We start from the raw sequence: 23,530 nt of genomic DNA, 5'->3' as shown, positions 1-23,530 counted from the left end.
CGACGCCAACTACTGGTGCTGATTCTTTGCCATAGACCCTTTGCCACCGACCATTAGCCGACCAACACTTTGCCACCGACCTTTAGACAAGGAGCATGTTCCTATGAGCACAACACTGGCCACACTGCTGGAAGAATTTGGTGGTGAGCTTGCTGGCGCTATGAGCAGCTCGACAAGCGGTATCACGATCTCCGGAATTGGGTTAGATTCTCAGCACATAAAGCCGGGAGAAATCTTTGCCGCATTGCCAGGCAATCGGGCGCATGGAGCGGAATTTGCCGAAAAGACTGTAGCCACAGCGATCCTGACGGATACCGCTGGTGCAAGCATTCTCAAGGACCGTGGCGAACAGCGTCCCGTCTGGGTGATAGACGACTTGCGAAGCGTGTTGGGGCTGATTGCCGCAGAAATCTACGATCATCCTTCGCAGAAAATGCAGGTTATTGGCATAACTGGCACTTCTGGGAAAACTACGACGAGTTATATTTTAGAAGCTGGCCTGCGCGAAACCGGTGCCAAAGTCGGCATCATCGGTACCACCGGTACGCGGATCAACGGGACCAAGGTTCCCACCAGTTTGACCACCCCAGAAGCACCAAAGCTGCAAGAGCTTTTCGCGATGATGGTGGAACAGGGAGTCAGCCACGTCGTCATGGAAGTCTCCTCCCATGCTCTGGAACTAGGACGGGTTACAGGTACGCGTTTTGCGGTCGCAGGTTTTAGCAACTTATCCCAGGATCATTTGGACTTCCATCCGACCATGCAAGATTATTTCCAGGCGAAGGCACGGTTATTCCGGGGAGAGCTAGCTGCGCGCAATGCAGCAGTTGTTATCGATGATCATTGGGGCCAAGAGATGGCCGATATTGCAGAAGGTAATACGCAGGAATGCTGGCGAGTCCGTACGCATCTTGCCGACGTTGACAGCTCTTCCCAGCAAGCCAACGCCGTGGATAAGGCCACTGGCGCCGAAGTTGTCGTCACTGCTGCGCAACTTGCGCCGAGCGGTAACCAGCAGGTGCATGTGCAGATAACTGGAGAAAAAGTAGAGATAGATTTGCCGTTACCGGGCAGCTTCAATGTCGCAAACGCAGCCCTAGCCTGTGCAATGGCGAAGCTCGCTGGTGCGGAACTGAGCGCATTTATACGCGGCGTGGAAAAAGTTGCTGTGCCAGGCCGGATGGAATCGTTGGCACAAGGCCAGGATTTTGTGGCTGTGGTTGACTACGCGCACAAGCCTGGTGCGCTGGAGGCGGTACTCGCAACACTGCGTGGCCAGGTCAGCGGAAGAGTCGGTGTGGTCGTTGGCTGCGGCGGTGATCGTGATTCTTCGAAACGTGCCATTATGGGGCGGATTGCAGCCGAACAAGCCGATTATGTCGTCATCACGGATGACAACCCGCGTACGGAAGATCCAGCACCGATCCGCGCAGCAATGATGGAGGGTGCGCGTGCGGAGTTGCTAAAAGCAGCCAGGGAGGCTGGCCTAGCGGATGAATCTGCCCATTTGGTGGAGGAAGGTGATCGTGCGCAGGCTATCAAGCTTTTGGTCGAGTGGGCACGCCCTGGCGATGCCATCGTTGTGGCTGGAAAAGGGCATGAAACTGGGCAAATAGTAGGGGATACGGTGTACGAGTTTGATGACCGGAAAGTTCTTGCCGAAGCACTCGCTGGAAAAGGGGCGAAATAATGATTCAACTGACTATCGCAGAGATTGCTGAGATTGTCGGGGGGCGGCTAGACAACGTTGCAAACCCGCAAGCCAAGGTTATCGGCACCGTCGAATTTGATTCCCGACAGATTAACCCTGGAAGTCTGTTTCTCGCGTTGCCGGGCGCCAAGGTCGATGGCCATGACTTTGCAGAAAAAGCCCATGCAGCAGGGGCAGTGGTTACACTTGCAGCCCGCCCGGTAGGGACCCCGGCGATTATCGTGCCTAGCCAGGCCAAAGCTGAAGCTGGTTCGCAAGCCTATGTGTTCGCGCACGACGAAGATGGTTCCGTACGTGCGCTGTTAACTGCGCTCGCGAAACTTGCACGCGCTGTGGTCACGAGGCTGACCAGCAGGTGGGGGCTCAGCGTGGTTGGGGTGACTGGTTCAGCCGGCAAGACCTCAACGAAGGATATGTTGGCGGCGCTTTTGTCGACGGCAGGGCCGACAGTTGCACCCCCGGGGTCGTTTAACAATGAAATTGGCCATCCTTATACCGCGCTTCGTTGCCACGAAGATACGCAATTCTTGGTGACCGAACTTTCAGCTCGCGGCCTTGGACATATCGCACAGTTGGCGGAGATCGCGCCTCCGCAAATCGGTGCGGTGCTTAACGTGGGCACTGCGCACCTGGGTGAGTTCGGCTCAAAAGACACCATCGCCCAAGCGAAAGGTGAGCTAATAGAAGCTGTGCCGGAAGCTAGCGCAGGTGGTGTCGCGGTGCTTAATGCCGATGACCCCGCTGTTGTGCAGATGGCCACGCGTACGCAGGGCAAGATCGTGACGTTTTCGGCGAATGGGGACACTCAGGCTGATTATTATGCGACTGATGTCAGACTTGACGAGCTTGCACGCGCGTCATTCCTGCTCCATAGCCCGGAAGCGCAGCCAGTTCAGGTTCGGTTGCAGGTGGCGGGCAAACATCAGATCGCTAATGCCTTGGCTGCTGCAGCGGTGGCTGCTGCTGCCGGTGTGCCATTGGAAACCATTGGAACGACGCTTTGTGATTACGTTGCAGTGTCCGCGCATCGGATGGATATAAGGCAGCGTGGTGCGAATGTCACCATCATCAACGACGCGTATAACGCGAATCCAGAATCGATGCGCGCAGGTCTTGCGGCTTTAGCCGCGAGCGCCGGCACTACCACGCAGTTGGAAGACACGCAGCTGGAAGATTCCGGACAGGCCGTCGCGGTGCTAGGCGAGATGAGTGAATTAGGCACCGACGCTGTTGCTGCGCATCGGGAGTTGGGCACGCAATTGGCAGCCTATGGCGTACATACGCTTGTGGCCGTCGGCAAGACTGACAATATTGCTGCGCTCACGGAAGGTGCCCAGGAAGTAGGCGTTCTTACCCACCATGTTGCGGATGTGACTGGTGCGACGCGTACAGTGGAAGAGATCCTAGGTTCGGCACAGCGCCGCGTGGTTGTCTTGGTGAAAGCCTCGAACGCGTGGAGGCTGTGGCGAGTCGCTGAGCAGCTCGTGAATTCTGAGCTGTAGTGTGCGGATGCTCGCAGTAAACCGAAGCGCTTTCGATTAAAAGTATTGAGAAAAAGCATAAGGAATAGTAACCAGTGACTCAGATTATTCTCTCCGGCGTTATCAGCTTCCTGGTCGCAATCTTCACGACTCCGGTGCTGGTTCGGTATTTTACCAACGTGGGCCGGGGCCAGGAGATCCGCGAAGATGGGCCACGTTCGCATATGCGTAAACGTGGTACGCCCACCATGGGCGGTATCGCGATCGTGCTGGGGATCACGATTGCTTATGTCTTGGTCAACATATACGGCTGGCTGACTAATGCGGGCTCCTTCACTGCATCCGGTTTATTAGTTCTTGGCTTGATGCTTGGCCTCGCCGGTCTTGGCTTTATGGACGACTCAATCAAGCTGTTTAAGTCGCGGAACTTAGGGCTAAATAAGACCGGCAAGCTCGTCGGGCAGTTATTTTTAGCGATCGCCTTCGCTGTTTTGGTGCTGCAGTTTCCGAACGATGAGGGGCTGACTCCAGGCACCACCAATCTGTCATTTATCCGCGATATTGAGACTTTCGACATCGCAGCCGGCGGGATCATCATCGGAACGATTGCTTTTGTGATCTTCATGTATATCCTGATCTCCGCGTGGTCCAACGCAGTGAACTTCACTGATGGTTTGGATGGGCTGGCTGCGGGTTCCACCGCACTGGTGATGGGCGGATACACGCTGATTACCTTCTGGCAATTCCGAAATTCTTGCGCCCATGCGGTCGACGCCGCTTGTTACCAGGTGCGTGATCCACTCGATATTGCGATTTTGGCCGCTGCAGGATTAGGCGCGAGTTTGGGCTTTTTGTGGTGGAATGCAGCCCCGGCGAAGATTTTCATGGGGGATACTGGATCGCTCGCCCTGGGTGGATTGGTGGCTGGCATTTCGGTCACCACACGGACTGAATTGTTGATGATTATCATCGGTTCTATTTTCGTCATCGAAGCAGCATCGGTGGTTATCCAGATAGTGGTCTTCCGTACCACCGGCAAACGCTTCTTCCGTATGGCACCAATCCATCACCACTTCGAAAATGGTGGCTGGGCCGAAACCTCGGTGGTTATCCGATTCTGGTTGCTCTCCGCCATGGCAGTGATTTTTGGTACCTCGCTGTTCTACGGCGAATGGCTGCTTCTGACAGGTTAGGACGCTAATGAAAACGCAACTCAAGCGCGTGCTCGTCGCGGGTGCAGGTGTCTCGGGTGCTGGTTGTGCACGTGCCCTGGTGCAACTCGGCGCAGACGTGATCATCGCCGATAACAATCTGGCTGCAGCTTCTGCGCTTGCTGAGGAGTTGAAACAATTTCTCACACTTGACAAAGGGGTACATGGCTCTGCAGACCGCGCACCACGGGTGATACCGGTTGCAGCTACTGCAGTAGATTTCGAAGATGATCGCGAACTTGCTGCTTTAGATCTCGTCGTCACTAGCCCTGGTTGGCCCCCACATGCGCCGCTATTGATTGCTGCGAAACGGGCGGGCTTAGAGGTCATTGGCGACGTCGAACTTGGTTTCCGGTTGGACCGAGCCGGAGTTTATGGGCCCTGCCGTGATTGGTTAGTGGTCACCGGGACCAATGGCAAGACAACTACTACTGGGATGCTGAGCTCCATCATGGATGCTCATGGTGCGCGCGTCGGTAAGCGCGCGATGGCCACCGGCAATATTGGTGCTTCTGTTTTCGAAGCACTGGCAGCTCGCCCGCGCGTAGACATCCTGGTGCTGGAAGCGTCTAGTTTCCAGCTCCATTGGGCGCCAACCCTGATTCCAGATGTGGGGGTGTTGCTGAATATTGCAGATGACCACATTGATTGGCATGGCAGTTTCGCCGCTTATGCTGCAGACAAAGCTACCGTTTTGCGTGCTGCCAAGCGCGTGGTGGGCATTGATGACGCGGTAGCGCGCCGCATTTCCGATGAGCGAGATGCTGCAGCCGAGGACGGCGGGACTGGGACCACCCGTGGTTTCACCCAATATGCGCCGATAACTGGGCAGGTAGGAGTACGGGACCGCGCTTTAGTTCTGGCAGAAGAGGTTTTAGTCGGAGAAGGCCTAGATAGCGAGAACGCTCAAGAATCCACCATGACGGAATTAGCCCAAATCGAAGGTTTGCAACCACCAGGGGCTGCCGGAATCTTGGACGCTGGAGCTGCTGCAGCAGCGGCGTATGACTATGGAGTGGCACCGCACGATATTGCGGCTGGACTGGCACGATACCGGGTGGCTGCCCACCGCGGAGCTGTGGTCGCCACTATTGCAGGAATCGACTATATCGATAACTCCAAAGCTACGAACCCGCACGCAGCCCAAGCTGCCATGGCTGGGTTGGAGTCTATTATCTGGGTTGCTGGCGGCCAGTTAAAAGGAGCCAGTGTGGAGGAGCTCGTGCGTGCAGAAGCGCACCGGCTGAAAGCAGTGGTGCTCATTGGTGTTGATAGGCACGCCATCGCTGAGACATTGCACAGGCAAGCGCCGGGTATTCCGGTAGAGCTAATTTCCGAGCAGGATCCGCAACGTTGTATGGAATTGGCTGTTGCCGCAGCGCATAAGCAGGCGAGTGCTGGGGATACTGTACTGCTTGCTCCAGCCGCAGCCTCCCTCGACATGTTTTCTGGGATGGCACAGCGTGGCGATCTGTTTGCTCGTGCCACATCCGACTACTCTGGTTAACTATGGCCACACAGACCCCGCAACGCCGTCGACGTTTATTGCGTAACTGGAAATTCAGCATGCCTAAGCATCCAGGCTTGGATTATTTAATGCTGCGTATTTCCATTTTCGTGTTGGTGGGCATCGGAGTCGTCATGGCGTTCTCTGCGACCATGACGTGGTCTGTCATTGAAGGCAATACTGTCTGGGCGCAAGCGATAAGGCAAACCTTTTATGTGGTGTTGGGGCTGGCGGTTTTCTGGGCTGCATTGCGCACGCCTTTTGCTAAGGTGAAGAAGCTCACGCCATGGTTTCTAGCTTTCGCAGCCATTTTGACCATGTTGGTCTTCGTTCCCGGCATTGGCGTTGGACGTAATGAGGTTGGCTCGCAGTCTTGGATCGTGTTGGGACCGATTCGCCTGCAACCGTCGGAGATTGCTCGTATTGCCGTAGCAATGTTTGGCGCGTTGAGTCTGGCAAACAAACGACCACCGCGCAATCTGAACGAAGTGAAGCTCACTAACCCGTTTGTGATTTACATCTTGGTCTCTGTGTTGTTTTTCGGTGCCATGCTTGCCGAAGGAAACCTGGGCGTAGCGATGACGTTCGCCGTCATCGTCGGTTTCACTCTGTTTTTTGCGGGAATTAACTGGCGGGTGATTGCTCTGGCGGTCCTCGGCCTTGTGGTTGGGCTAGTTTTCGTCTTTCTTGGTGGGGGCTACCGAAGTGATCGCTTTACGACGTTCTTCGGGGCATTCACGGGTAACTTCTCAGATACTCGGGGCTCGGCGTTTCAGACTTACCAGGGCTTCTTGTCGCTTGCCGACGGCTCTATGACAGGTGTTGGAATCGGCCAGTCGCGCGCTAAGTGGTTCTATTTGCCGGAAGCCAAAAATGACTTCGTGTTTGCCATTATCGGCGAAGAACTCGGATTGTTTGGCGGAGTTTTGGTCATCATGATGTTCGTGTTGCTGGGAATTTTTGGCCTGCGCACCGCCATGCGTGCCCAAAATCAGTTTCAGTCGCTGCTGGCAGCAACGTTGACGGCTACCGTCGTCTCACAGGCGTTTTATAACGTCTCCTATGTCATTGGCTTGATGCCGATGACTGGTGTGCAGCTGCCACTGATTTCTTCCGGCGGTACCTCAACCGTCGTTACGCTTGGTGCCATGGGGCTGCTTGCTTCTGTGGCGCGGCATGAGCCGGAAGCAGTGTCGTATATGCAAAGCTATGGGCGACCGTTGTTTGACCGCGTGTTTATGATTCCAGAACCAACTGTCGACGTTCGATCTTCTCGCGCCGCAGCTGGTGGCCAACGTTCGCGTGAGCGCGCCGGTCGGCGCCAGCCCGCACGCGGACCGGAAAAATCGCGCCCGGAACGTCGACGGACGGAGCAGCGTCGTACAGAACAGCGCTTCGGCGCTGCAGTAACGTCGCGTTCGCGGAGTGTGACACGTGCAGCGCACACGGCCGTAAGCTCGAAACACGGTATGCACGATAATCTAAATTCGTACCCGAACCAGAAAGGCCAATCAGGAACATGGCGTCAACCACCGATTCGGCACTGACCATTGTCCTCGCTGGAGGGGGAACCGCCGGGCACATTGAGCCGGCCTTGGCCGTTGGTGAGGTGTTGCGAAACCGTTACGGCGCGCAGGTTCTGGCATTAGGTACCTCGCGGGGGCTAGAAAGCGATATCATTCCGGCGCGCGGTTTTGATCTGGAATTGATTACACCCGTGCCGGTGCCGCGCCGGATTAACGCCGACTTGTTTGCACTGCCGTTTAAGGTAGTGCGTTCCATCCGGCAAGCCCGAAAGATTTTGAAGAAAAACCGTGCGGATGCTGTGTTTGGCACTGGTGGTTACGTTTCTGCATCAGCTTATTTAGCTGCGAAATCGCTTGGTATTCCGTTTTATGTCCTAGAGACCAATGCTTTGGCGGGCATGGCCAACAAAATGGGGGTGCGGCTGGGCGGAACCGGTTTTAACGCGATTGCTGGATCTGGGATGCCAGGCGACATCGTCGGTGTTCCCGTGCGTCCACAGCTGGCTGGGGGAGATCCGAACGGCGAAAAAACCGCCCGGGCCCGGGAGATTTTTGGTCTTGTCGAAGACCGGCCGACCATTTTGGTTACCGGGGGCTCCCAGGGAGCTGCTTCGATAAATGCTGCGGTAGCTGGGAGCGTCGACAGGCTTGTCGACGCGGGCTACCAGATTTTGCACGCCTATGGAAAGAAAAACCAGCCACCGCATGAACACCCGCACTATGTGTCTCTGCCGTATATCGAAGACATGGCTGCTGCGTTGGCTGTAGCGGACTTGGTCGTATGTCGTTCCGGCGCGATGACCGTCGCTGAAGTCTCTGCTAGCGGTTTACCTGCTGTCTATGTTCCGCTGCCGCATGGTAATGGCGAACAAGGCTTGAATTGCGAAGCCGTGGTAGCGGAAGGTGCAGCGCGTAAGATTGACGACGCTAAATTCTCTCCAGATACGATGTACAACGAGGTGTCTTCCATTCTGGGCGATAGTGGCACCTACCAGCGGATGTGCACCGCGGCTGCTGCCAGCCAACAAGGTGATGCTGCGTGGCGACTAGCTGAGCGTATCATTTTCGATAATTCGGTTAATCCTTCTCCTTTTACCTCCGCGGAAGGTACTAGCCACGAAGCCAGCAGCACATAAGAATCTCAGAGCTAGGAGACTGTCGTGTCAGAACAGCACGCTGAATTGAATACTGATCCGGATACGGTTGATTTGTCGCGAGTGCACTTAGTCGGCATCGGCGGCGCGGGAATGTCGGGTGTGGCTCGAATCCTCTTGGCGCGTGGGGCGAAAGTGTCTGGTTCCGATGTGAAAGACTCGCGTCCAGTGCGTGCGCTGCGCTCAATGGGGGCTGAGATCGCAGTAGGCCACAAGGCAGAAAATTTACAGTTAACGGGTAGCTTGCCGACGGTGGTGGTTACCTCATTCGCTGCAATTCCGAAAGAAAACCCGGAGTTGCAGGCTGCAGCCGAACATGGAATTCCAGTCATCCGGCGTTCAGATCTGCTAGCCGAGCTTATGGAAGGCTATACCCAGGTACTGATCGCGGGCACACACGGTAAGACTTCGACTACGTCGATGGCTGTTACTGCTTTGCAGGGTGCCGGTGCTGACCCTTCCTTTGCAATCGGGGGCCAGCTTAATCGTGCCGGCACCAACGCCCATCACGGTAGTGGAGACATTTTTGTCGCGGAAGCGGATGAATCCGACGCCTCGCTACTTCGTTACCGCCCGTCTATCGCGGTAGTAACCAACATAGAGCCGGATCATTTGGATTATTTTGGCAGCCCGGAAAATTATTTCCAGGTCTTTCAAGACTTTGCTGAGCTCATCGAAAACGACGGAGTGTTAGTGGCTTGCCTGGACGATAAGCACACCGCTGACCTGGCAGTAGCATGCGCGCGTCGTGGAATCACGGTTTTGGGGTACGGAACTTCCTCACAAACCAGAGCGCCAGAAGTGGCAGATTTGCTGGTGGCAGAGGTAACCGGAACACAAGTTTTGGCCGCCGGTACTCGCGTGTGGGTGCAGGTGCGTGTCCCCGACGCTGTAGCACTTCAGAACAACCAGTTTGTAGCAGCGCAACGGGATATTGCGTTGGATTATTTAGTGCAGACACCCGGATATCACATGGTGTTGAATTCGGTTGCAGCGGTGTTGGCTGGTGCCGCTGCAGGTGCGGACCCGCAAAAATTGGCAGAAGGTGTTGCTAGTTTCGCGGGCGTCCGTCGTCGTTTCGAATACCATGGCGATGTGTCTTCCGGTGCGTTGCATGGTGCGAAGGTGTACGACGATTATGCGCATCACCCGACCGAGGTTATGGCGGTGCTTACAGCTGCTCGTGAACAGGTCTTAGCGGAGGCTAATGGCGGGAAAGTCATTGCTTGTTTCCAGCCTCACTTGTATTCGCGTACTAAAGAGTTCTATCAAGAATTTGCACAGGCGCTTTCGCTGGCCGACGCATGCGTGGTTCTCGATATCTTCGGTGCGCGTGAAACTCCGGTGGAAGGGTTGACCTCAAGGATCATTACCAACGCCATGGAAGAATCGGTCACGGTGCGTTATGAACCAGACATGGCGGCGGCACCGGCGACAGTCGCATCGTTGGCTGGGCCTCATGATCTGGTGTTGACAATGGGTGCCGGTTCCGTGACCGTACTTGCTCCTGAGATTTTGCAGCATTTGCGGCTGGTTAGCGCTGGCGAGGCTGTGGAACCTCATGGTGAAGAGCTCAAGCCCCACGCTGTCGAGGATCAGGCCGGGCGCTAACCGTGGCAACGAAACCGATCACGATTACTACAGCCGCGATCGTCGTGGTACTCGCCCTCACGGCAGCTGTTTTTTGGTTTATTCCTGTACTGCGCGTCAGTTCGGTCGAAATTAGTGGTACCGAACGTGTTGCAGAGGCGAGTATCTTGGACGACAGTGCTATTCAGGAGGGCGACAACCTGTTACGAATAGACGCTTCTGGGGCCGCCGCTCGTATAGCGAAGCAGCCTTGGGTCCGTGGGGTTACTGTTTCCCGGCATCTTCCGTCGACTGTGGAAATTGAGATCACGGAGCGGGAAGTTGTGGGCTTTATTGAGCATGATGATGGCCCACATTTGATTGATCACCAGGGGCATGCCTTTTTTATTGACACTCCGCCGGACGAAGCCGTAGAAATCTCCGGTGCAATCGAAGATGAAGGGGCTGTGAATGCAGCCGTATCGGCGATTGCGACCATACCTGCCGAAATGCGACGTGACATTGCATCCGTCGAGGTGAAAGCGTCTCATGCGATGGAGTTACACTTGCATGATGGGCGCACGATTTACTGGGGCGTCGACGAAATCAATGAACAGAAAGCTGCCGCGTTGGAGCATGTTCTCCACCGAGACGGGCAGCATTGGGATATTTCGAATCCAGGGCTGGTTACCGTCCGCTAACTCGGGGGTAATCCCGGGGGTGATCACCTGAACGTTTGGGTTAAAAGCCCAGTTCAATACCCTAAAGTAAAGGTTTAGGTGTTCGACACGCGCGCGGATATGCGCCAAAATTACACAAGTGTCACTCAAGATAGTCGAGTAACGCGCCCGCGAAAGTCGACAAGCAGAACAAGCAGAACCTGAAAGGCCGGAATTCCTCTTATGACCTCACCTAACAATCACCTTGCTGATATCAAGGTCGTTGGCGTTGGCGGCGGCGGCGTCAACGCAGTGAACCGCATGATCGAAGAGGGCCTTAAGGGGGTCCAATTCGTTGCGATTAACACGGACTCGCAGGCACTTCTGTTTTCGGACGCTGACGTCAAACATGACATCGGCCGTGAAGCGACCCGTGGCCTGGGTGCCGGAGCCAACCCGGAAGTTGGCCGCACCTCCGCCGAAGATTCCAAGTCAGAGTTGGAAGAAACCCTTCGTGGTGCTGACATGGTATTTGTCACCGCTGGAGAGGGCGGCGGGACAGGTACCGGGGCAGCTCCAGTGGTGGCCAATATCGCTAAAAAGATGGGTGCACTGACCGTCGGTGTTGTCACCCGTCCGTTCAAGTTCGAAGGCGCACGTCGCTCCCGCCAGGCAGAAGCAGGTATCGCAGAGCTGCGGGAAGTCTGCGATACCTTGATTGTCATTCCCAACGACCGTCTCTTGCAGCTGGGTGATGCAAATCTATCCATGATGGAGGCATTCCGGGCAGCCGACGAGGTTCTGCACAATGGTGTGCAGGGTATCACTAACCTGATCACCATTCCGGGCATGATCAATGTCGACTTTGCTGACGTTCGCTCGGTTATGGCAGAAGCGGGCTCAGCATTGATGGGCGTTGGCTCTGCACGTGGCGATGACCGCGTCATGTCCGCTGCTGAGCAAGCCATAAATTCGCCATTGCTTGAATCGACGATGGAAGGCGCAAAGGGCGTGTTGTTGTCGATTGCCGGTGGTTCTGATCTTGGACTGCAAGAGGTTTACCAGGCTTCGACCATGGTGGAAGAAAAAGCTGATCCTGACGCCAACATCATCTTCGGCACGATCATCGACGACAACCTCGGTGATGAAGTGCGCGTGACTATCATTGCAACTGGTTTCGATGCGCAAGCTAACTTGCAAGACGAATACGGCTCACATGCTGCGCAAACCGAAGGGCAGGGGCAGTCTGCACAGTCAGCGCAGCGCGGTCCTGCTGCAGAAAGTGCAGCGCGCGCCCAGCGAGCTGAGCCTCGTGCTCCACGCACTGAACGCGGATCGTTGTTTAGTGAGCGCGAAAAACCTCGTACGCCTAGCAGCCGCTCGGGTGGTTTGTTTACTACCTCGGACAGGTTCCAGGAGGCACCAGAACCACGTCAGCCGCACCGCGATACGGATCCGGATGATGACCTCGACGTGCCAGATTTCATGCGCTAAGACCTGAATATGGCTTCTACAGAATCTCCGCATTCACCGGTCGGAGCCGGAGCTGCGGGCGGCAGCAACGTCGACAAGCGCCGTGTGCGCATGGTGTTTACCACGCGCAAAGGTGGGGAATCGCAAGCACCATATGATTCCTTTAACTTGGCGAACCACGTTGGTGATGACTCGCTAGCGGTCGCGCACAACCGAGAGCGGTTGGAGCGCGTGTTGGGGTTGCAAAAAATTCAGTGGATGGAACAGCTCCATACGAATACGGTCACCGTAGTGACTGCCCCCAGCGAAAGTCCGGTTGAAGCTACCGATGCTTTAGTGACTACGTTGCCAGGCCTGGCACTAGGGGTCCTAGTGGCAGATTGCGTACCGGTTTTGTTAGCTGATACCAGTGCCGGGGTCTGTGCAGCGGTACACGCCGGCCGCATCGGGGCGCGCAACGGGATCGTCCCGCGAACCGTCAAAGCCATGGTCGAACTCGGTGCGCAGCCTAATAAGATACAGGCACTGCTGGGGCCGGCAGCTAGTGGAAAAAATTATGAGGTACCTGACGCCATGGCGATGGACGTCGAACGGCACCTTCCAGGTTCCCGAACCAAAACTGCGAATGGCACTGCGGGCCTGGATATTCGGGCCGGGCTAGTTCGCCAACTTATGGCGTTGGGAGTAACCGCAATTGAAGCCGACCCGCGGTGCACGATCGATGATGAAGAATTCTTTTCCTACCGCCGAGAAGGTACTACCGGACGTCAAGCAGGCGTTATCTGGTTGACCGGGCAATAACAGGGCAGGGAGTATGGCTGACAATAAACCTTCTGCGCACCAGGAGGATTCGCAAAAACTTCCTTCGCAGGCCGGGGTATCCAAACGCGATGGTTCCGGATTAAGCGAAGACGAGTCCGTGCATGTTTTGCGCCGGAATCTTCAGAAAACCACACAGCGTATAGCGACAGCTGCCAGGGCCGCTGGGCGTGATCCTGAAGAAATTACATTGCTCCCGGTGACCAAGTTTCATCCAGTAGAGTCGATCTCCAGCCTGGCCGACCTTGGTGTGACAGATGTGGCCGAAAATAGAGAACAGGAAGCACGCGATAAAGCGGAGAAACTTCCGGGGATGCGGTTCCACATGATTGGCCAGGTGCAAACGAAGAAAGCCAACGCGGTAGCTCGTTGGGCATCGAGTGTGCATTCGGTGGATTCGCGTAAGCTTGCCGACGCCCTCGACCGAGGGATCGCACTGGCAATTGAGCGTGAACAACGAACCGAAGGCTATCCGCTGCCGGTGTTCCTGCAGTATTCCGCCGATGGAGATACCTCGCGTGGCGGAATCCAGGGCGATGCATTGATGCAACTTGCCGAACACGTCGAAACGCTGAAGAACGTAACCTTGGCCGGGGTGATGGTTGTGCCTCCTTTGGATTCTGCAGCGGAGCCGGTGTTTCGGCATGCTCGTATGATGTGCGATTCCCTTGCCGAACGTGTAGGTAGACGGCTGCAGCTGTCGGCCGGAATGTCAGCTGACCTGGAGAAAGCCGTCGCCGCAGGCAGTGATATCGTGCGTGTCGGTACCGATATAATGGGCCCGCGACCAGTAGCTTTTTAAACAACTACTTAGTGCTGAAGTTTTATACCAATTACAACTAATTCAAGGGGAAGCCAATGTCTATCATGCGTTCTGCCAGAGAATTTTTCTTTGGGCCAGATGACGAGGCATATTACGAATACGACGAGGCCTCGGACTACGACCGTCGCGAAGGTTACCGTGAACCAGGCGCGCGTGATGACGTTCGCGATGGGGGATACCGGGATCTCCCGCCGCGTCGCGAAGCTGTTGCGGCCCGCGATTACGGCTATGATCGTGAGCCACTGCGTGAGACTGGCGGAGCCCGTGGGCGTGAGTACGACGGCTATCAGGCTGCAGTCGCTCCACAGGTAGCCTCGGCACCTGCAGTGAACCCGAATCCTACGGTGGTAGCTTTGTCTCTGGTCAGCTATGACGAGGCCCGCAAGATGGGTGAGGCTTTCCGCGACGGCGATGTTGTGGTTTTTGAAATCACCGATGCAGAGCGGAGCGTGGCCAAGCGCATTATTGATTTCTCTGCGGGGCTGTGCTTTGCCCTTCGTGGGCAGATGAAAAATGTGACCGCTAAAATCGATACGGACCGTAAGATTTTCGCGATTGTTCCCGAACATGCTCAAGTTACTAGAATTGATCTGGAACGTGCAGCAGGTTTGCGCTAACCACGGTTGTGGGGATCAGGTAAGGTAGACGCCCGTGAGTATGCTCGGAGTAATTCTTCTCGTTGCCATTCGCTTGTACACTCTCGTACTTGTGGGGCGGATCATTATTGAGATGATTCAGTCCTTTGGCCGTACCTTCCAGCCTCCGCGGTGGTTCATCATGATCGCCGAAGTGCTGTTCATGTTGACAGATCCGCCAGTGAAAGCGCTGCGCCGGGTTATCCCGCCGCTGCGGACCGGCGGTGTGGCTGTTGATATGTCCGTACTGGTGCTGTTTTTGCTGCTCATGGTGGCCGGCATGTTGGTCCGTGCGGTTTTCCTATAGTCGCCGCTCCCATCGAAGCGACTGGCTCGCGGGGCTTAATCGCCCCCGAGGCTAATCGGTGGCTATAGGTGACTGTGGGCAAAGATTGATAGAAGACTGCAAGTCAGATAAATTTAATACCGTTAATACAACGCGTGAGATTTTCGTAACTAACAGGTCTCGCCCGCATACGCGGGGCCGTCACTTGACTAAGAAGGGGAGTGCCAATGTCACTTTCACCAGCAGACGTCCATAACGTCGCGTTTAACAAGCCTCCTATTGGTAAACGGGGCTATAACGAGGACGAGGTGGATCAGTTCCTCGACTTAGTTGAAGACACTCTTGCACAGCTGCAAGATGAAAACGATGAGTTGCGTGCTCTTCTAGATGAAGCCGAGACCCAGGGGTCTTCGGCGAACACTTCGAGCGCAACTGGTGCTTCCGCGCAGTCTGCTTCGGTGGATGAATCTAAGCTCCGTTCGGAAATCGAATCTGATCTGCGCGCGAAGATTGAAAAAGAAATTCGCGCAGAATACGACGAAAAGCTTAACGAGTCCCGCAAGGCCGCTTCCAAGGCGCAGAGCGAGGCAAACCAGGCTAAAGCTGAGCACGAGTCGACCAAGAAAGAACTGGCACAGGCTCGTCAGTCTGCGGAATCGAGCGCGAAGAAGGCAGACACTAGCAAGTCCGCAGGCTCGGCAGCCGCCACGGCGGCTCCTGCTGCTAATGCTCCAGCTCAGGCCACCGCAGATGCCAGCGGCATGGCTACCCCTGCCACCCACATGCAAGCAGCTAAGGTCTTGGGCTTGGCCCAGGAGATGGCGGACCGTTTGACCGCCGACGCACAGGCAGAATCCAAGGCTATGTTGGATGATGCCCGGTCCACTTCGGAAAAGCAGCTTAGCGATGCACAATCCGAAGCTAAACGTCTGGTCGATGACGCTGAACAGAAGTCTTCGAAGCAATTGCAGGATGCTGAGACTCGTTCGCGCACCATGATTCAGGATGCAGAGAAGAAGGCTGCACAGACCACTTCGGATGCGGAATCCCGCGCGGAAGCTCAGGTGCGACAGGCCAACGAAAAGGCAGCTTCGCTGCGCGCTGACGCTGAGAAGAAGCACACCGAAGTTATGAACACCGTGAAGCAACAGCAGGCAGCTCTGGAAGCACGGATCGAAGATCTTCGTACTTACGAGCGTGAGTACCGTACCCGCTTGCGCACCATGCTGGAATCCCAGTTGGAAGAGCTGGAAGCACGTGGTTCCGCTGCCCCGAGCGGCGATATTAAAGGCACTAACAAATAGTTCGAAGGACACCATCTGCCGCGTTGTTTAGCGCTCTGCGCTGATGGCAGCGCAGTGAAAGTTAAGTCCAGAAAACGCCTGCAGGAGCAATTCCTGCAGGCGTTTTCGTCTTTGGACTGGGTTTTCAGAGAGCGTGCTGTATTAGGGCTAGCAGGTGCTGCGGATTTTTTGTCTGAATCTGCCACACGAAAAAGGGGTTAGGATGGTATGTGATCTACTAGCGATGCAGACCACATACCAGCCTAACCCGCAATTAGGAAGCGCCTGTGAAGGGCTAATAATTGGATGGGAAAGTTGTCTGGTGGGGTTATGTGGCGACGATGATGATGTCTAAACGCCGCGGTCCATGGACGCCTTCGACGCGCTCAAGCTCGATATCTGATGTCGCTGACGGGCCGGAGATCATGGTGATGGGCTGGGTACTTTCAATAGCTTCGAGCGCCTGCGGCACCAAATCCACAACGTCCTTTTCGAAGACGACGCACACGTGGTGGTCCGGGACCAATGTTATCGCGCGGCGGCCCTCGTTTGGTTGTGCAGATAGGAATATGGTTCCGGTATCTGCGCAAGCGACGGTGGAACCAGTAAGAACTGCATCGATGGAATCGAGGTCAGAGATGGTTAGGGGTTGATCATCGAGATCCACAATGAAGTCGCGATCCGGTAACCATTTTTCATAAAGCCCGGATGGGATAACACAGCTGCGCTCTTCCAACAGAGCGCCGATGCGTTCTGGCAAGGAGTCTAGGTTTTCACGGTAGACGTTGGCTTTGTAGTCTTCCAAGCGGTCAATCAGTACGTCAACGACTTCCGCTCCGGTTCGTCCGCCGACACGTCGGTATTCACGCGGCACGGCGGGCGGGGTGGGGTGGTCGCTCAATGAATTGCGCAGGCGTGCGAAGATCTCTGTCTTCGCGTCATCGTATTGGTATTTCTGGTCCATTAGGAATCCGCCTTTGTAGTGTTTCCGCGGTTTTTCGCCCACCAATGACGGAAGGCTTGCTTCGGTGGTTTCGGAATATCGCGTTGTGAGGTCCATGCACCCGCGATGCCTGGTAGCCAACCGATGGTTCCGGAACGGCCGGCGACAATCCGGCTCAGCGGCAATCCGCGCTCTACGAGCTTCATAACTTGACCCGACCCCATGACAAAGCTAGCGGCTTTCATCAGCGCGGCCATCTGTGAAGGCCCAGATTGTTCGTCTACAGCCTTGGAACGCAAATGCACCAAGATGTCAGGAATATTGATTTTCACAGGGCAGACGTCGTAGCAGGCGTTGCACAGGGAAGAAGCGAAAGGCAGGGTCGCGTTTTGTTCTGAAGTGATACCGGTGAGCTGTGGTGACAGGATGGCGCCAATAGGTCCTGGATAGACCGAGCCATAGGAGTGGCCGCCGGCTTGCTCGTAAACAGGGCAGACGTTCAAACAAGCAGAACAACGGATGCAGTGCAGCGCAGAACGGCCATCTTCGTCGTCTAATACCGCGGAGCGACCATTGTCTAGCAACACTACATGCACGTTTTTGGGCCCGTCGCCCTCAAATGCGCCGGTCCACAAAGAGGTGTACGGGTTCATGCGTTCTCCGGTGGAAGAACGGGGAAGCAATTGTAAAAAGACTTCGAGGTCAGAGAACGTCGGGATGAGTTTTTCGATACCCATCACGGTGATGAGAGTTTCCGGCAGGCTTAGGCACATGCGACCATTGCCTTCGGATTCTACGACAGACAGCGTCCCGGTATCGGCGACACCGAAGTTGGCGCCAGAGACCGCGACCTTGCGTGATAGGAAGCGCGTGCGCAGGTGACGACGGGCAGCTTCAGCTAGCACGGCTGGCTCAGAGGTGAGGTCATCGCCGGCTTCTGGCATAGTCTTTTTGAAAATCTCGCGAATCTCATCGCGGTTGCGGTGGATTGCAGGAACCAGAATGTGCGAAGGTTTGTCCTCGCCAAGCTGCACGATCAGTTCAGCTAAGTCGGTTTCTGTAGCGGTGATTCCTTGTTCTTCCAAGTACTCATCCAGGCCGATTTCCTGGGTAGCCATGGATTTGATCTTGTTTACTTCGGTTTCACCGGTCTCACGAATGAGCTCCGTGACTATTTTATTTGCTTCCTTAGCATCCCGTGCCCAGTGCACGTGGCCGCCCGCTGCTTCGAAGTTATGCGCAAATTGCTCCAGCAGTTCCGGAAGGTTCGCCATGACGTTGGATTTGATCGCGGAACCGGCGTTGCGCAGCTGTTCCCAATCTGGAACTTCGCCGACGACGTTATTGCGTTTGGCGCGAATCGCGTGGGTGGCATGGTGAATGTTTTTGCGCATCTGCTTGTTTTGCATTTGCTGCTTAGCAGAGGCCGGGAATGGGGTGGATAGGTTGATGTTGCCCTGGCCATAGGCGGGCATTCCCAAAGCGACGGTGCTCATTATTTCGCCTCCTGCGGGATGGAAAGTTCGTCGGCAGTTTCTGGATTCCACGGATTTTCGCGGGTAGATGCCAGAATTTCCGCTAAGTGCAGCGTGCGAGTCTTCGAACCTTGGCGGTGCAAGATGCCACCGAGGTGCATAAGGCAAGATGCGTCGCCGCCGGTGCACATTTCCGCGCCAGTGGACTCGATATTGCGTACTTTTTGTTCACCCATGGCACCGGAAACACCGGGGTCTTTAATGGAGAATGTACCTCCGAAGCCGCAGCATTCTTCTTTATCCGGTAGCTCTACCATGTTGATGCCGCCGACGGTTTCGAGCAGGTCGGGTTGGCGGGTGCCCAAGCGTAGTAGGCGCATGCCGTGGCAAGACGGGTGGTAAGTCACGGTGTGTGGGAAATAGGAGCCGAGTTGTTCGGCAGCGTTGGTGATGCCTTCGATATCGCGTAGGAACTGCGAGAGCTCGTAAGTGTTACCGGCGATTTCGCTAGCGTGCTTCGCGAGTTTCGGGTCACCATTTTTCTGCGCAACCATGGGCTGTTGGTGCCGCAGGGAGGCTACGCAGGAACCGGATGGAGCCACGGCGACGTCGTAGTCTGCCTTGCTGAACGCAGAGACGTGGTTACGGACCACGGGTAGAGCGTCTTTGAGATAGCCACTATTGACGTGCATCTGGGAGCAGCATGCTTGGCCTTCGGGGAAAATAACCTCGTGGCCGAGTCGTTCCAAGATGTTTGCCGTCGCTAGTGCCACTCGCGGATACATCGCGTCGACGATGCAAGTAGCAAATAATGCAATTTTCATGGGAATTGTCCTTAGTGACGCAGTGACGCAAAAATAAGATCGTATAAAATTATCGGACCGCCGGGGCGATTTCTGCAAAACTGCTGGTCTGGTCTAGAGCGCTGCGATGGTGCGCGTGTAATTACACGGTGCCATAACAACGTCTCGGTGGCATAATGGAGTTATTGCTAAAAAAGTCACACAGGTAATGCTTAGTAAGCAGGAAGGTCGGGGTTACAGACACCATGATGCTCGCGGTGCTTATATTGGCGTTTCTTGCTTTCCTGGGGCTCGTATTGTTTTTGTCGACGGGCGCGGCTGGCTGGTTGACATTGCTGTTTGGGGGAGCCGGTGTGGCGTTGGTGCTGTTGCTTGTCGACGTTGTCCGTAAAAAATAGTAGGCTTAGTTTTCGTTGCTATGATCCGGCCATCACCGGGGAGCTTTCCGGAAGAACGGCGCTTATTTTTCTTATAGAAGATACGGGCGCTCATTAGAACCGGGCCACAAGGTGAAACCTTCACCACAATGAAGTGGGAAGCGTAGTTGGTGTTGATCAGCTCCGCCTCCAAGCAGGGTGGTACCGCGCTATCAGCGTCCCTGCGTCGCGAACATTCGTGTGTGAAGGAGATTAACCGTGGCTGCGAGAAACCAGGATGCAAAAGGCCGAGCTGTAGAGAGCCAGACAGAGGCAATTCCTGCTAATGACCACACCGCTGTCGGTAGCGTCTACCCGAAGGTCGACATGACCGATGGCACTAATAGTTTCCCGGCGATGGAATCCATCGTTCAGGATTATTGGAATAAGGACCAGACTTTCCAGGCTTCGCTGGACCAGCGTAAAGACGCTCCGGAATATATTTTTTATGATGGTCCTCCGTTTGCCAATGGTCTACCGCATTACGGGCACCTGCTCACCGGCTATGTGAAAGATATCGTCCCGCGGTACCGCACCATGGCTGGTAACTATGTCCCTCGCGTTTTTGGCTGGGATTGCCATGGCTTGCCTGCCGAGCTGGAAGCTGAAAAACAGTTGGGCATTAACCAGCGCCATGAGGTTGAGGAAATGGGGCTGGAGAAGTTCAATGAGGTTTGCGCTACGTCTGTGTTGAAATACGCCGATGAGTGGGAAGCCTACGTTAACCGGCAGGCTCGTTGGGTCGATTTCTCGAACGGCTACAAGACTATGGACATCGAGTTCATGGAATCTGTCATGTGGGCGTTCAAGGAACTGTATGACAAGGGCTTGATTTATCAGGGCTTCCGTGTCTTGCCGTATTCCTGGGCTGAGCACACTTCGTTGTCTAACCAAGAGACACGCTTGGATGATTCTTATAAGGAGCGCCAGGATCCGTCGTTGACGGTTTCTTTCCCGCTGACTGGTGCGCGCTCGGGCTCGGCTGCAGAAAAAACTCTGCAAGAAAACCCGCTCTTCGGCGATGTTGAGGCCGTTGCCTGGACGACGACGCCGTGGACGTTGCCCTCGAACTCGGCGTTAGCGGTAAACCCGAAGGTCACCTACACGGTTGTGCGGGTAGGAGAGAGTGGTGCTGATGGTTTTGCGGGCAAGCTGTTGTTGCTTGCCGACGACCTCCGCGATGCTTATCTCAAGGAGCTGGGCAAAGACCACGAGGTGGTGCTGTCTCTGCCGGGCGCTGACTTGGTGGGCTTCACCTATGAGCCAATCTTTGGCTACTTCCCGGAATTGAAAAACGGCTACCAGATCTTGGCTGCTGATTACGTCACCACCGACGGCGGTACTGGCGTGGTTCACCAAGCGCCTGCTTTTGGTGAAGACGATATGGCTACCTGTCAGGAAGCCGATATTGAGCTGGTTATTCCGGTGGATGCCGATGGTGAATTCACCGCGGATGTCCCGGATTATCAAGGCCAGTTGGTTTTTGATGCCAACAAGAACATCATCCGTGACCTGAAACAGACGGGCCGGGTTCTGCGGCACCAAGTTATTGTCCACTCCTATCCCCACTCTTGGCGTTCTGGCCAACCACTGATTTATCGCGCGATGCCAGCGTGGTTCGTCGCTGTGACCAAGATTCGTGATCGCATGGTGGAGCTGAACCACAACGAGATTGAGTGGATTCCTGAGCATATCCGTGATGGCCAGTTTGGCAAGTGGCTAGAAGGCGCTCGGGACTGGAATATTTCGCGGTCCCGTTACTGGGGTGCGCCGATTCCGGTGTGGATCTCTGACAATGAGGAATACCCGCGTATCGACGTCTACGGTTCGCTGGACGAGCTGGAACGTGACTTTGGTGTGCGTCCTACCTCGCTGCACCGCCCGGATATTGACGAGTTGACGCGTCCGAACCCTGATGACCCAAGTGGTCAGTCCACCATGCGTCGTGTTCCGGACGTGCTGGACTGCTGGTTTGAGTCCGGCTCCATGCCGTTTGCGCAGAAGCATTACCCATTCGAGAACAAGGACTGGTTTGAATCGCACAACCCAGCGGACTTCATCGTTGAGTATTCCGGCCAGACCCGTGGTTGGTTCTATCTGTTGCATGTACTGTCTACGGCACTGTTTGATCGCCCGGCGTTTAAGAAGGTGGTTGCGCACGGCATCGTCCTGGGCGATGATGGGCTGAAGATGTCGAAGTCCAAGGGCAACTACCCGGACGTTAATGAGGTCTTTGACCGCGACGGCTCGGATGCGATGCGTTGGTTCTTGATGTCTAGCCCGATCCTGCGTGGCGGCAACCTCATTGTCACTGAGCAAGGCATTCGCGATGGTGTGCGGCAGGCAATCTTGCCAATCTGGAATGCGTATACCTTCTTGCAGCTGTATTCCAGCAAGCCAGCACAGTGGTCGGTGGATTCTACCGATGTGCGGGACCGCTACATCTTGGCTAAGACCCACGATCTTGTCGACGCCGTCGACACGGCATTGGCTAATACCAACATTGCCGATGCCACCGAGGCCGTGCGTGTCTACGCCGATGCGCTGACCAACTGGTATGTGCGCCGTTCTCGCGAACGTTTTTGGGAGGGCGACGAGGCGAACCCGGAAGCTTTCAACACCTTGTACACGGTGTTGGAGATCGTTTCCCGCACGGTAGCCCCGCTTTTGCCGCATGTTGCGGAGGTCATTTACCGCGGTCTGACTGGTGAGCGTTCGGTGCACCTGGCTGATTTCCCGGCTGCCAGTGATCTGCCTGCTGACGACGAGCTGGTGCACGCCATGGACTACACCCGTGCGGTGTGTTCGGCTGCATCGTCGGTACGCAAGGCGAATAAGCTGCGTAACCGTTTGCCATTGCCGAAGCTGCTGGTGGCTATGCCGGAGTCTGCACAACTGGCAGATTTTGCGGACATCATTCGTGATGAGGTGAACGTCAACGAAGTTGAGCTGACAGATGATGTGGATTCGGTGGGGCGTTTCGAGGTCGTCGTCAACGCTAAGGTGGCAGGCCCTCGTTTGGGTAAGGACGTGCAACGCGCAATCAAGGCTGTGAAATCCGGTAATTACGAGCGCTCAGGCGACCTGGTGCTTGCCGACGGTGTCGAGCTGCGTGAAGGCGAATACACCGAACGTTTGGTCGCTGCGGATGCAGATTCTACTGCACAGATTGCTGGCCGAGAGGGCTTGGTAGTGCTGGATATGACCGTGACTGAGGCGCTGGAAGCCAAAGGCTGGGCAGCTGATGTGATCCGCGGTATCCAGGATGCGCGTAAGGTGGCTGATTTTGCGGTGAGTGATCGCATTACCGCCACGTTGTCGGTCCCCGCGGACAAAGAAGAGTGGGCGAAGCGCCATCGCGAACACATTGCAGCTGAGGTATTGGCAACGGATCTGCAGGTGGTCACCGAGCCACAGGAAGGCGACAATGTCTACCGCGTGCTCGATGGCGTGAGCGTTGCTGTGCAGCTTGTTTAGGTAAACAACGCGCCCGCAAACGCTTGCCAAACTGAGATAGCCCTGGTTACCTTCCCGGTAAATTGGGTCTGAGTGCTAGTGGTTTACCGCAGACGGTGAAACTTCCCGGAGCGCCTCATTGAATGGGGCGCTCCGGTTTTGTGTTTTTTGGGGAGGGTGCGCCGGGGTGTCCCATTTTGTGTGGTTGCTTAACTTCTCCGACGGTTCAGTAAACCCCAAGCTTAACGATGGAGTTTTAATGAACTATTCAGATTATTTTTAGCAACAAAAGCACTGGTA

19 protein-coding genes are annotated in these 23,530 nt (G+C 55.4%); 16 read left to right on the top strand and 3 right to left on the bottom strand.

Annotated elements, in window-relative coordinates; translation table 11 throughout:
* The first annotated feature begins 103 nt into the window (after positions 1 to 103).
* The 14 genes from O146_RS0109435 (at position 104) to O146_RS0109370 (ending at position 16,158) form a co-directional block, all read left to right on the top strand.
* Entirely contained in the window at positions 104 to 1,690 is a 1,587-nt protein-coding gene (locus tag O146_RS0109435) for a UDP-N-acetylmuramoyl-L-alanyl-D-glutamate--2,6-diaminopimelate ligase (RefSeq protein ID WP_027018307.1), read from the top strand.
* Positions 1,690 to 3,213 carry a UDP-N-acetylmuramoyl-tripeptide--D-alanyl-D-alanine ligase gene (locus tag O146_RS0109430; protein ID WP_027018306.1) on the top strand — a complete coding sequence of 508 codons (1,524 nt, stop codon included), beginning with the start codon at positions 1,690 to 1,692 and terminating at the stop codon, positions 3,211 to 3,213. The genes O146_RS0109435 and O146_RS0109430 overlap by 1 nt, the downstream gene beginning before the upstream one ends.
* Positions 3,214 to 3,287: 74 nt before the next feature.
* Positions 3,288 to 4,385 carry a phospho-N-acetylmuramoyl-pentapeptide-transferase gene (mraY, locus tag O146_RS0109425; RefSeq protein ID WP_021353838.1) on the top strand — a complete coding sequence of 366 codons (1,098 nt, stop codon included), beginning with the start codon at positions 3,288 to 3,290 and terminating at the stop codon, positions 4,383 to 4,385.
* 7 nt (positions 4,386 to 4,392) lie between these two features.
* Positions 4,393 to 5,910: a UDP-N-acetylmuramoyl-L-alanine--D-glutamate ligase gene (murD, locus tag O146_RS0109420; protein ID WP_027018305.1), complete on the top strand. Its 1,518-nt coding sequence runs from the start codon at positions 4,393 to 4,395 to the stop codon at positions 5,908 to 5,910.
* Between the two features lie 2 nt (positions 5,911 to 5,912).
* A complete protein-coding gene (locus O146_RS0109415) occupies positions 5,913 to 7,457 on the top strand; it encodes an FtsW/RodA/SpoVE family cell cycle protein (protein ID WP_244266838.1) in 1,545 nt (514 codons plus the stop codon).
* A complete protein-coding gene (locus O146_RS11830; protein ID WP_035000767.1) occupies positions 7,430 to 8,572 on the top strand; it encodes a UDP-N-acetylglucosamine--N-acetylmuramyl-(pentapeptide) pyrophosphoryl-undecaprenol N-acetylglucosamine transferase in 1,143 nt (380 codons plus the stop codon). Before O146_RS0109415 ends, O146_RS11830 begins: the two co-directional genes overlap by 28 nt.
* 111 nt (positions 8,573 to 8,683) lie before the next feature.
* Positions 8,684 to 10,201 (top strand): UDP-N-acetylmuramate--L-alanine ligase, encoded by a 1,518-nt coding sequence (gene murC / locus O146_RS11825; protein ID WP_231892402.1) that lies wholly within the window; start codon positions 8,684 to 8,686, stop codon positions 10,199 to 10,201.
* 2 nt (positions 10,202 to 10,203) lie between these two features.
* A complete protein-coding gene (locus O146_RS0109400) occupies positions 10,204 to 10,860 on the top strand; it encodes a cell division protein FtsQ/DivIB (protein WP_021353844.1) in 657 nt (218 codons plus the stop codon).
* Positions 10,861 to 11,061: 201 nt separating this feature from the next.
* Entirely contained in the window at positions 11,062 to 12,312 is a 1,251-nt protein-coding gene (ftsZ, locus tag O146_RS0109395; protein ID WP_027018302.1) for a cell division protein FtsZ, read from the top strand.
* Between the two features lie 90 nt (positions 12,313 to 12,402).
* Positions 12,403 to 13,092 carry a peptidoglycan editing factor PgeF gene (gene pgeF, locus O146_RS0109390; protein WP_035000779.1) on the top strand — a complete coding sequence of 230 codons (690 nt, stop codon included), beginning with the start codon at positions 12,403 to 12,405 and terminating at the stop codon, positions 13,090 to 13,092.
* 13 nt (positions 13,093 to 13,105) lie between these two features.
* Positions 13,106 to 13,912 (top strand): YggS family pyridoxal phosphate-dependent enzyme, encoded by an 807-nt coding sequence (locus tag O146_RS0109385; RefSeq protein ID WP_081820631.1) that lies wholly within the window; start codon positions 13,106 to 13,108, stop codon positions 13,910 to 13,912.
* Positions 13,913 to 13,968: 56 nt separating this feature from the next.
* A complete protein-coding gene (locus O146_RS0109380; protein WP_027018299.1) occupies positions 13,969 to 14,550 on the top strand; it encodes a cell division protein SepF in 582 nt (193 codons plus the stop codon).
* A gap of 34 nt (positions 14,551 to 14,584) precedes the next feature.
* Positions 14,585 to 14,875, top strand: coding sequence for a YggT family protein (locus O146_RS0109375; protein WP_024272910.1), 291 nt, complete (start codon positions 14,585 to 14,587; stop codon positions 14,873 to 14,875).
* A 206-nt stretch (positions 14,876 to 15,081) separates the two neighbouring features.
* Positions 15,082 to 16,158: a DivIVA domain-containing protein gene (locus O146_RS0109370; RefSeq protein WP_027018298.1), complete on the top strand. Its 1,077-nt coding sequence runs from the start codon at positions 15,082 to 15,084 to the stop codon at positions 16,156 to 16,158.
* 307 nt (positions 16,159 to 16,465) lie between these two features.
* On the opposite strand, the gene O146_RS0109365 is transcribed toward O146_RS0109370, so the two are convergent.
* The 3 genes from O146_RS0109365 to O146_RS0109355 are packed head-to-tail and all read right to left on the bottom strand — an operon-like array spanning position 16,466 to position 19,379.
* Entirely contained in the window at positions 16,466 to 17,101 is a 636-nt protein-coding gene (locus tag O146_RS0109365) for a LutC/YkgG family protein (RefSeq protein WP_021353852.1), read from the bottom strand.
* Complete coding sequence (locus tag O146_RS0109360) at positions 17,101 to 18,576, bottom strand: LutB/LldF family L-lactate oxidation iron-sulfur protein (RefSeq protein WP_023019229.1); 1,476 nt, start codon at positions 18,574 to 18,576, stop codon at positions 17,101 to 17,103. The genes O146_RS0109365 and O146_RS0109360 overlap by 1 nt, the downstream gene beginning before the upstream one ends.
* Positions 18,576 to 19,379: a (Fe-S)-binding protein gene (locus O146_RS0109355; protein WP_021352257.1), complete on the bottom strand. Its 804-nt coding sequence runs from the start codon at positions 19,377 to 19,379 to the stop codon at positions 18,576 to 18,578. The genes O146_RS0109360 and O146_RS0109355 overlap by 1 nt, the downstream gene beginning before the upstream one ends.
* A 224-nt stretch (positions 19,380 to 19,603) precedes the next feature.
* On the opposite strand from O146_RS0109355, the gene O146_RS12680 reads away from it, so the two are divergent.
* Together O146_RS12680 and ileS are read left to right on the top strand one after the other, a co-directional pair.
* Positions 19,604 to 19,756 carry a hypothetical protein gene (locus tag O146_RS12680; RefSeq protein ID WP_021352258.1) on the top strand — a complete coding sequence of 51 codons (153 nt, stop codon included), beginning with the start codon at positions 19,604 to 19,606 and terminating at the stop codon, positions 19,754 to 19,756.
* Positions 19,757 to 20,101: 345 nt separating this feature from the next.
* Positions 20,102 to 23,251 (top strand): isoleucine--tRNA ligase, encoded by a 3,150-nt coding sequence (gene ileS / locus O146_RS0109345; RefSeq protein WP_051619387.1) that lies wholly within the window; start codon positions 20,102 to 20,104, stop codon positions 23,249 to 23,251.
* The last annotated feature ends 279 nt before the right edge of the window (positions 23,252 to 23,530 follow it).

This window comes from Corynebacterium pseudodiphtheriticum DSM 44287 (genome assembly GCF_000688415.1).
Taxonomy (GTDB): domain Bacteria; phylum Actinomycetota; class Actinomycetes; order Mycobacteriales; family Mycobacteriaceae; genus Corynebacterium; species Corynebacterium pseudodiphtheriticum.
Note: the sequence above shows the minus strand (reverse complement) of the source record. Positions and strands in the feature narration are given on the sequence as shown.

Excerpts from the sequence above, each read along its gene's own strand:
- murD (WP_027018305.1), top strand. The coding sequence starts at position 4,393 with ATGAAAACGCAACTCAAGCGCGTGCTCGTCGCGGGTGCAGGTGTCTCG.
- O146_RS0109355 (WP_021352257.1), bottom strand. The coding sequence starts at position 19,379 with ATGAAAATTGCATTATTTGCTACTTGCATCGTCGACGCGATGTATCCG.
- O146_RS0109365 (WP_021353852.1), bottom strand. The coding sequence starts at position 17,101 with ATGGACCAGAAATACCAATACGATGACGCGAAGACAGAGATCTTCGCA.
- O146_RS0109360 (WP_023019229.1), bottom strand. The coding sequence starts at position 18,576 with ATGAGCACCGTCGCTTTGGGAATGCCCGCCTATGGCCAGGGCAACATC.
- pgeF (WP_035000779.1), top strand. The coding sequence starts at position 12,403 with ATGGTGTTTACCACGCGCAAAGGTGGGGAATCGCAAGCACCATATGAT.
- O146_RS0109430 (WP_027018306.1), top strand. The coding sequence starts at position 1,690 with ATGATTCAACTGACTATCGCAGAGATTGCTGAGATTGTCGGGGGGCGG.
- O146_RS0109385 (WP_081820631.1), top strand. The coding sequence starts at position 13,106 with ATGGCTGACAATAAACCTTCTGCGCACCAGGAGGATTCGCAAAAACTT.
- ileS (WP_051619387.1), top strand. The coding sequence starts at position 20,102 with ATGACCGATGGCACTAATAGTTTCCCGGCGATGGAATCCATCGTTCAG.
- O146_RS0109380 (WP_027018299.1), top strand. The coding sequence starts at position 13,969 with ATGTCTATCATGCGTTCTGCCAGAGAATTTTTCTTTGGGCCAGATGAC.
- ftsZ (WP_027018302.1), top strand. The coding sequence starts at position 11,062 with ATGACCTCACCTAACAATCACCTTGCTGATATCAAGGTCGTTGGCGTT.
- O146_RS12680 (WP_021352258.1), top strand. The coding sequence starts at position 19,604 with ATGATGCTCGCGGTGCTTATATTGGCGTTTCTTGCTTTCCTGGGGCTC.
- O146_RS11830 (WP_035000767.1), top strand. The coding sequence starts at position 7,430 with ATGGCGTCAACCACCGATTCGGCACTGACCATTGTCCTCGCTGGAGGG.
- O146_RS0109370 (WP_027018298.1), top strand. The coding sequence starts at position 15,082 with ATGTCACTTTCACCAGCAGACGTCCATAACGTCGCGTTTAACAAGCCT.
- O146_RS0109415 (WP_244266838.1), top strand. The coding sequence starts at position 5,913 with ATGGCCACACAGACCCCGCAACGCCGTCGACGTTTATTGCGTAACTGG.
- O146_RS0109435 (WP_027018307.1), top strand. The coding sequence starts at position 104 with ATGAGCACAACACTGGCCACACTGCTGGAAGAATTTGGTGGTGAGCTT.
- murC (WP_231892402.1), top strand. The coding sequence starts at position 8,684 with ATGTCGGGTGTGGCTCGAATCCTCTTGGCGCGTGGGGCGAAAGTGTCT.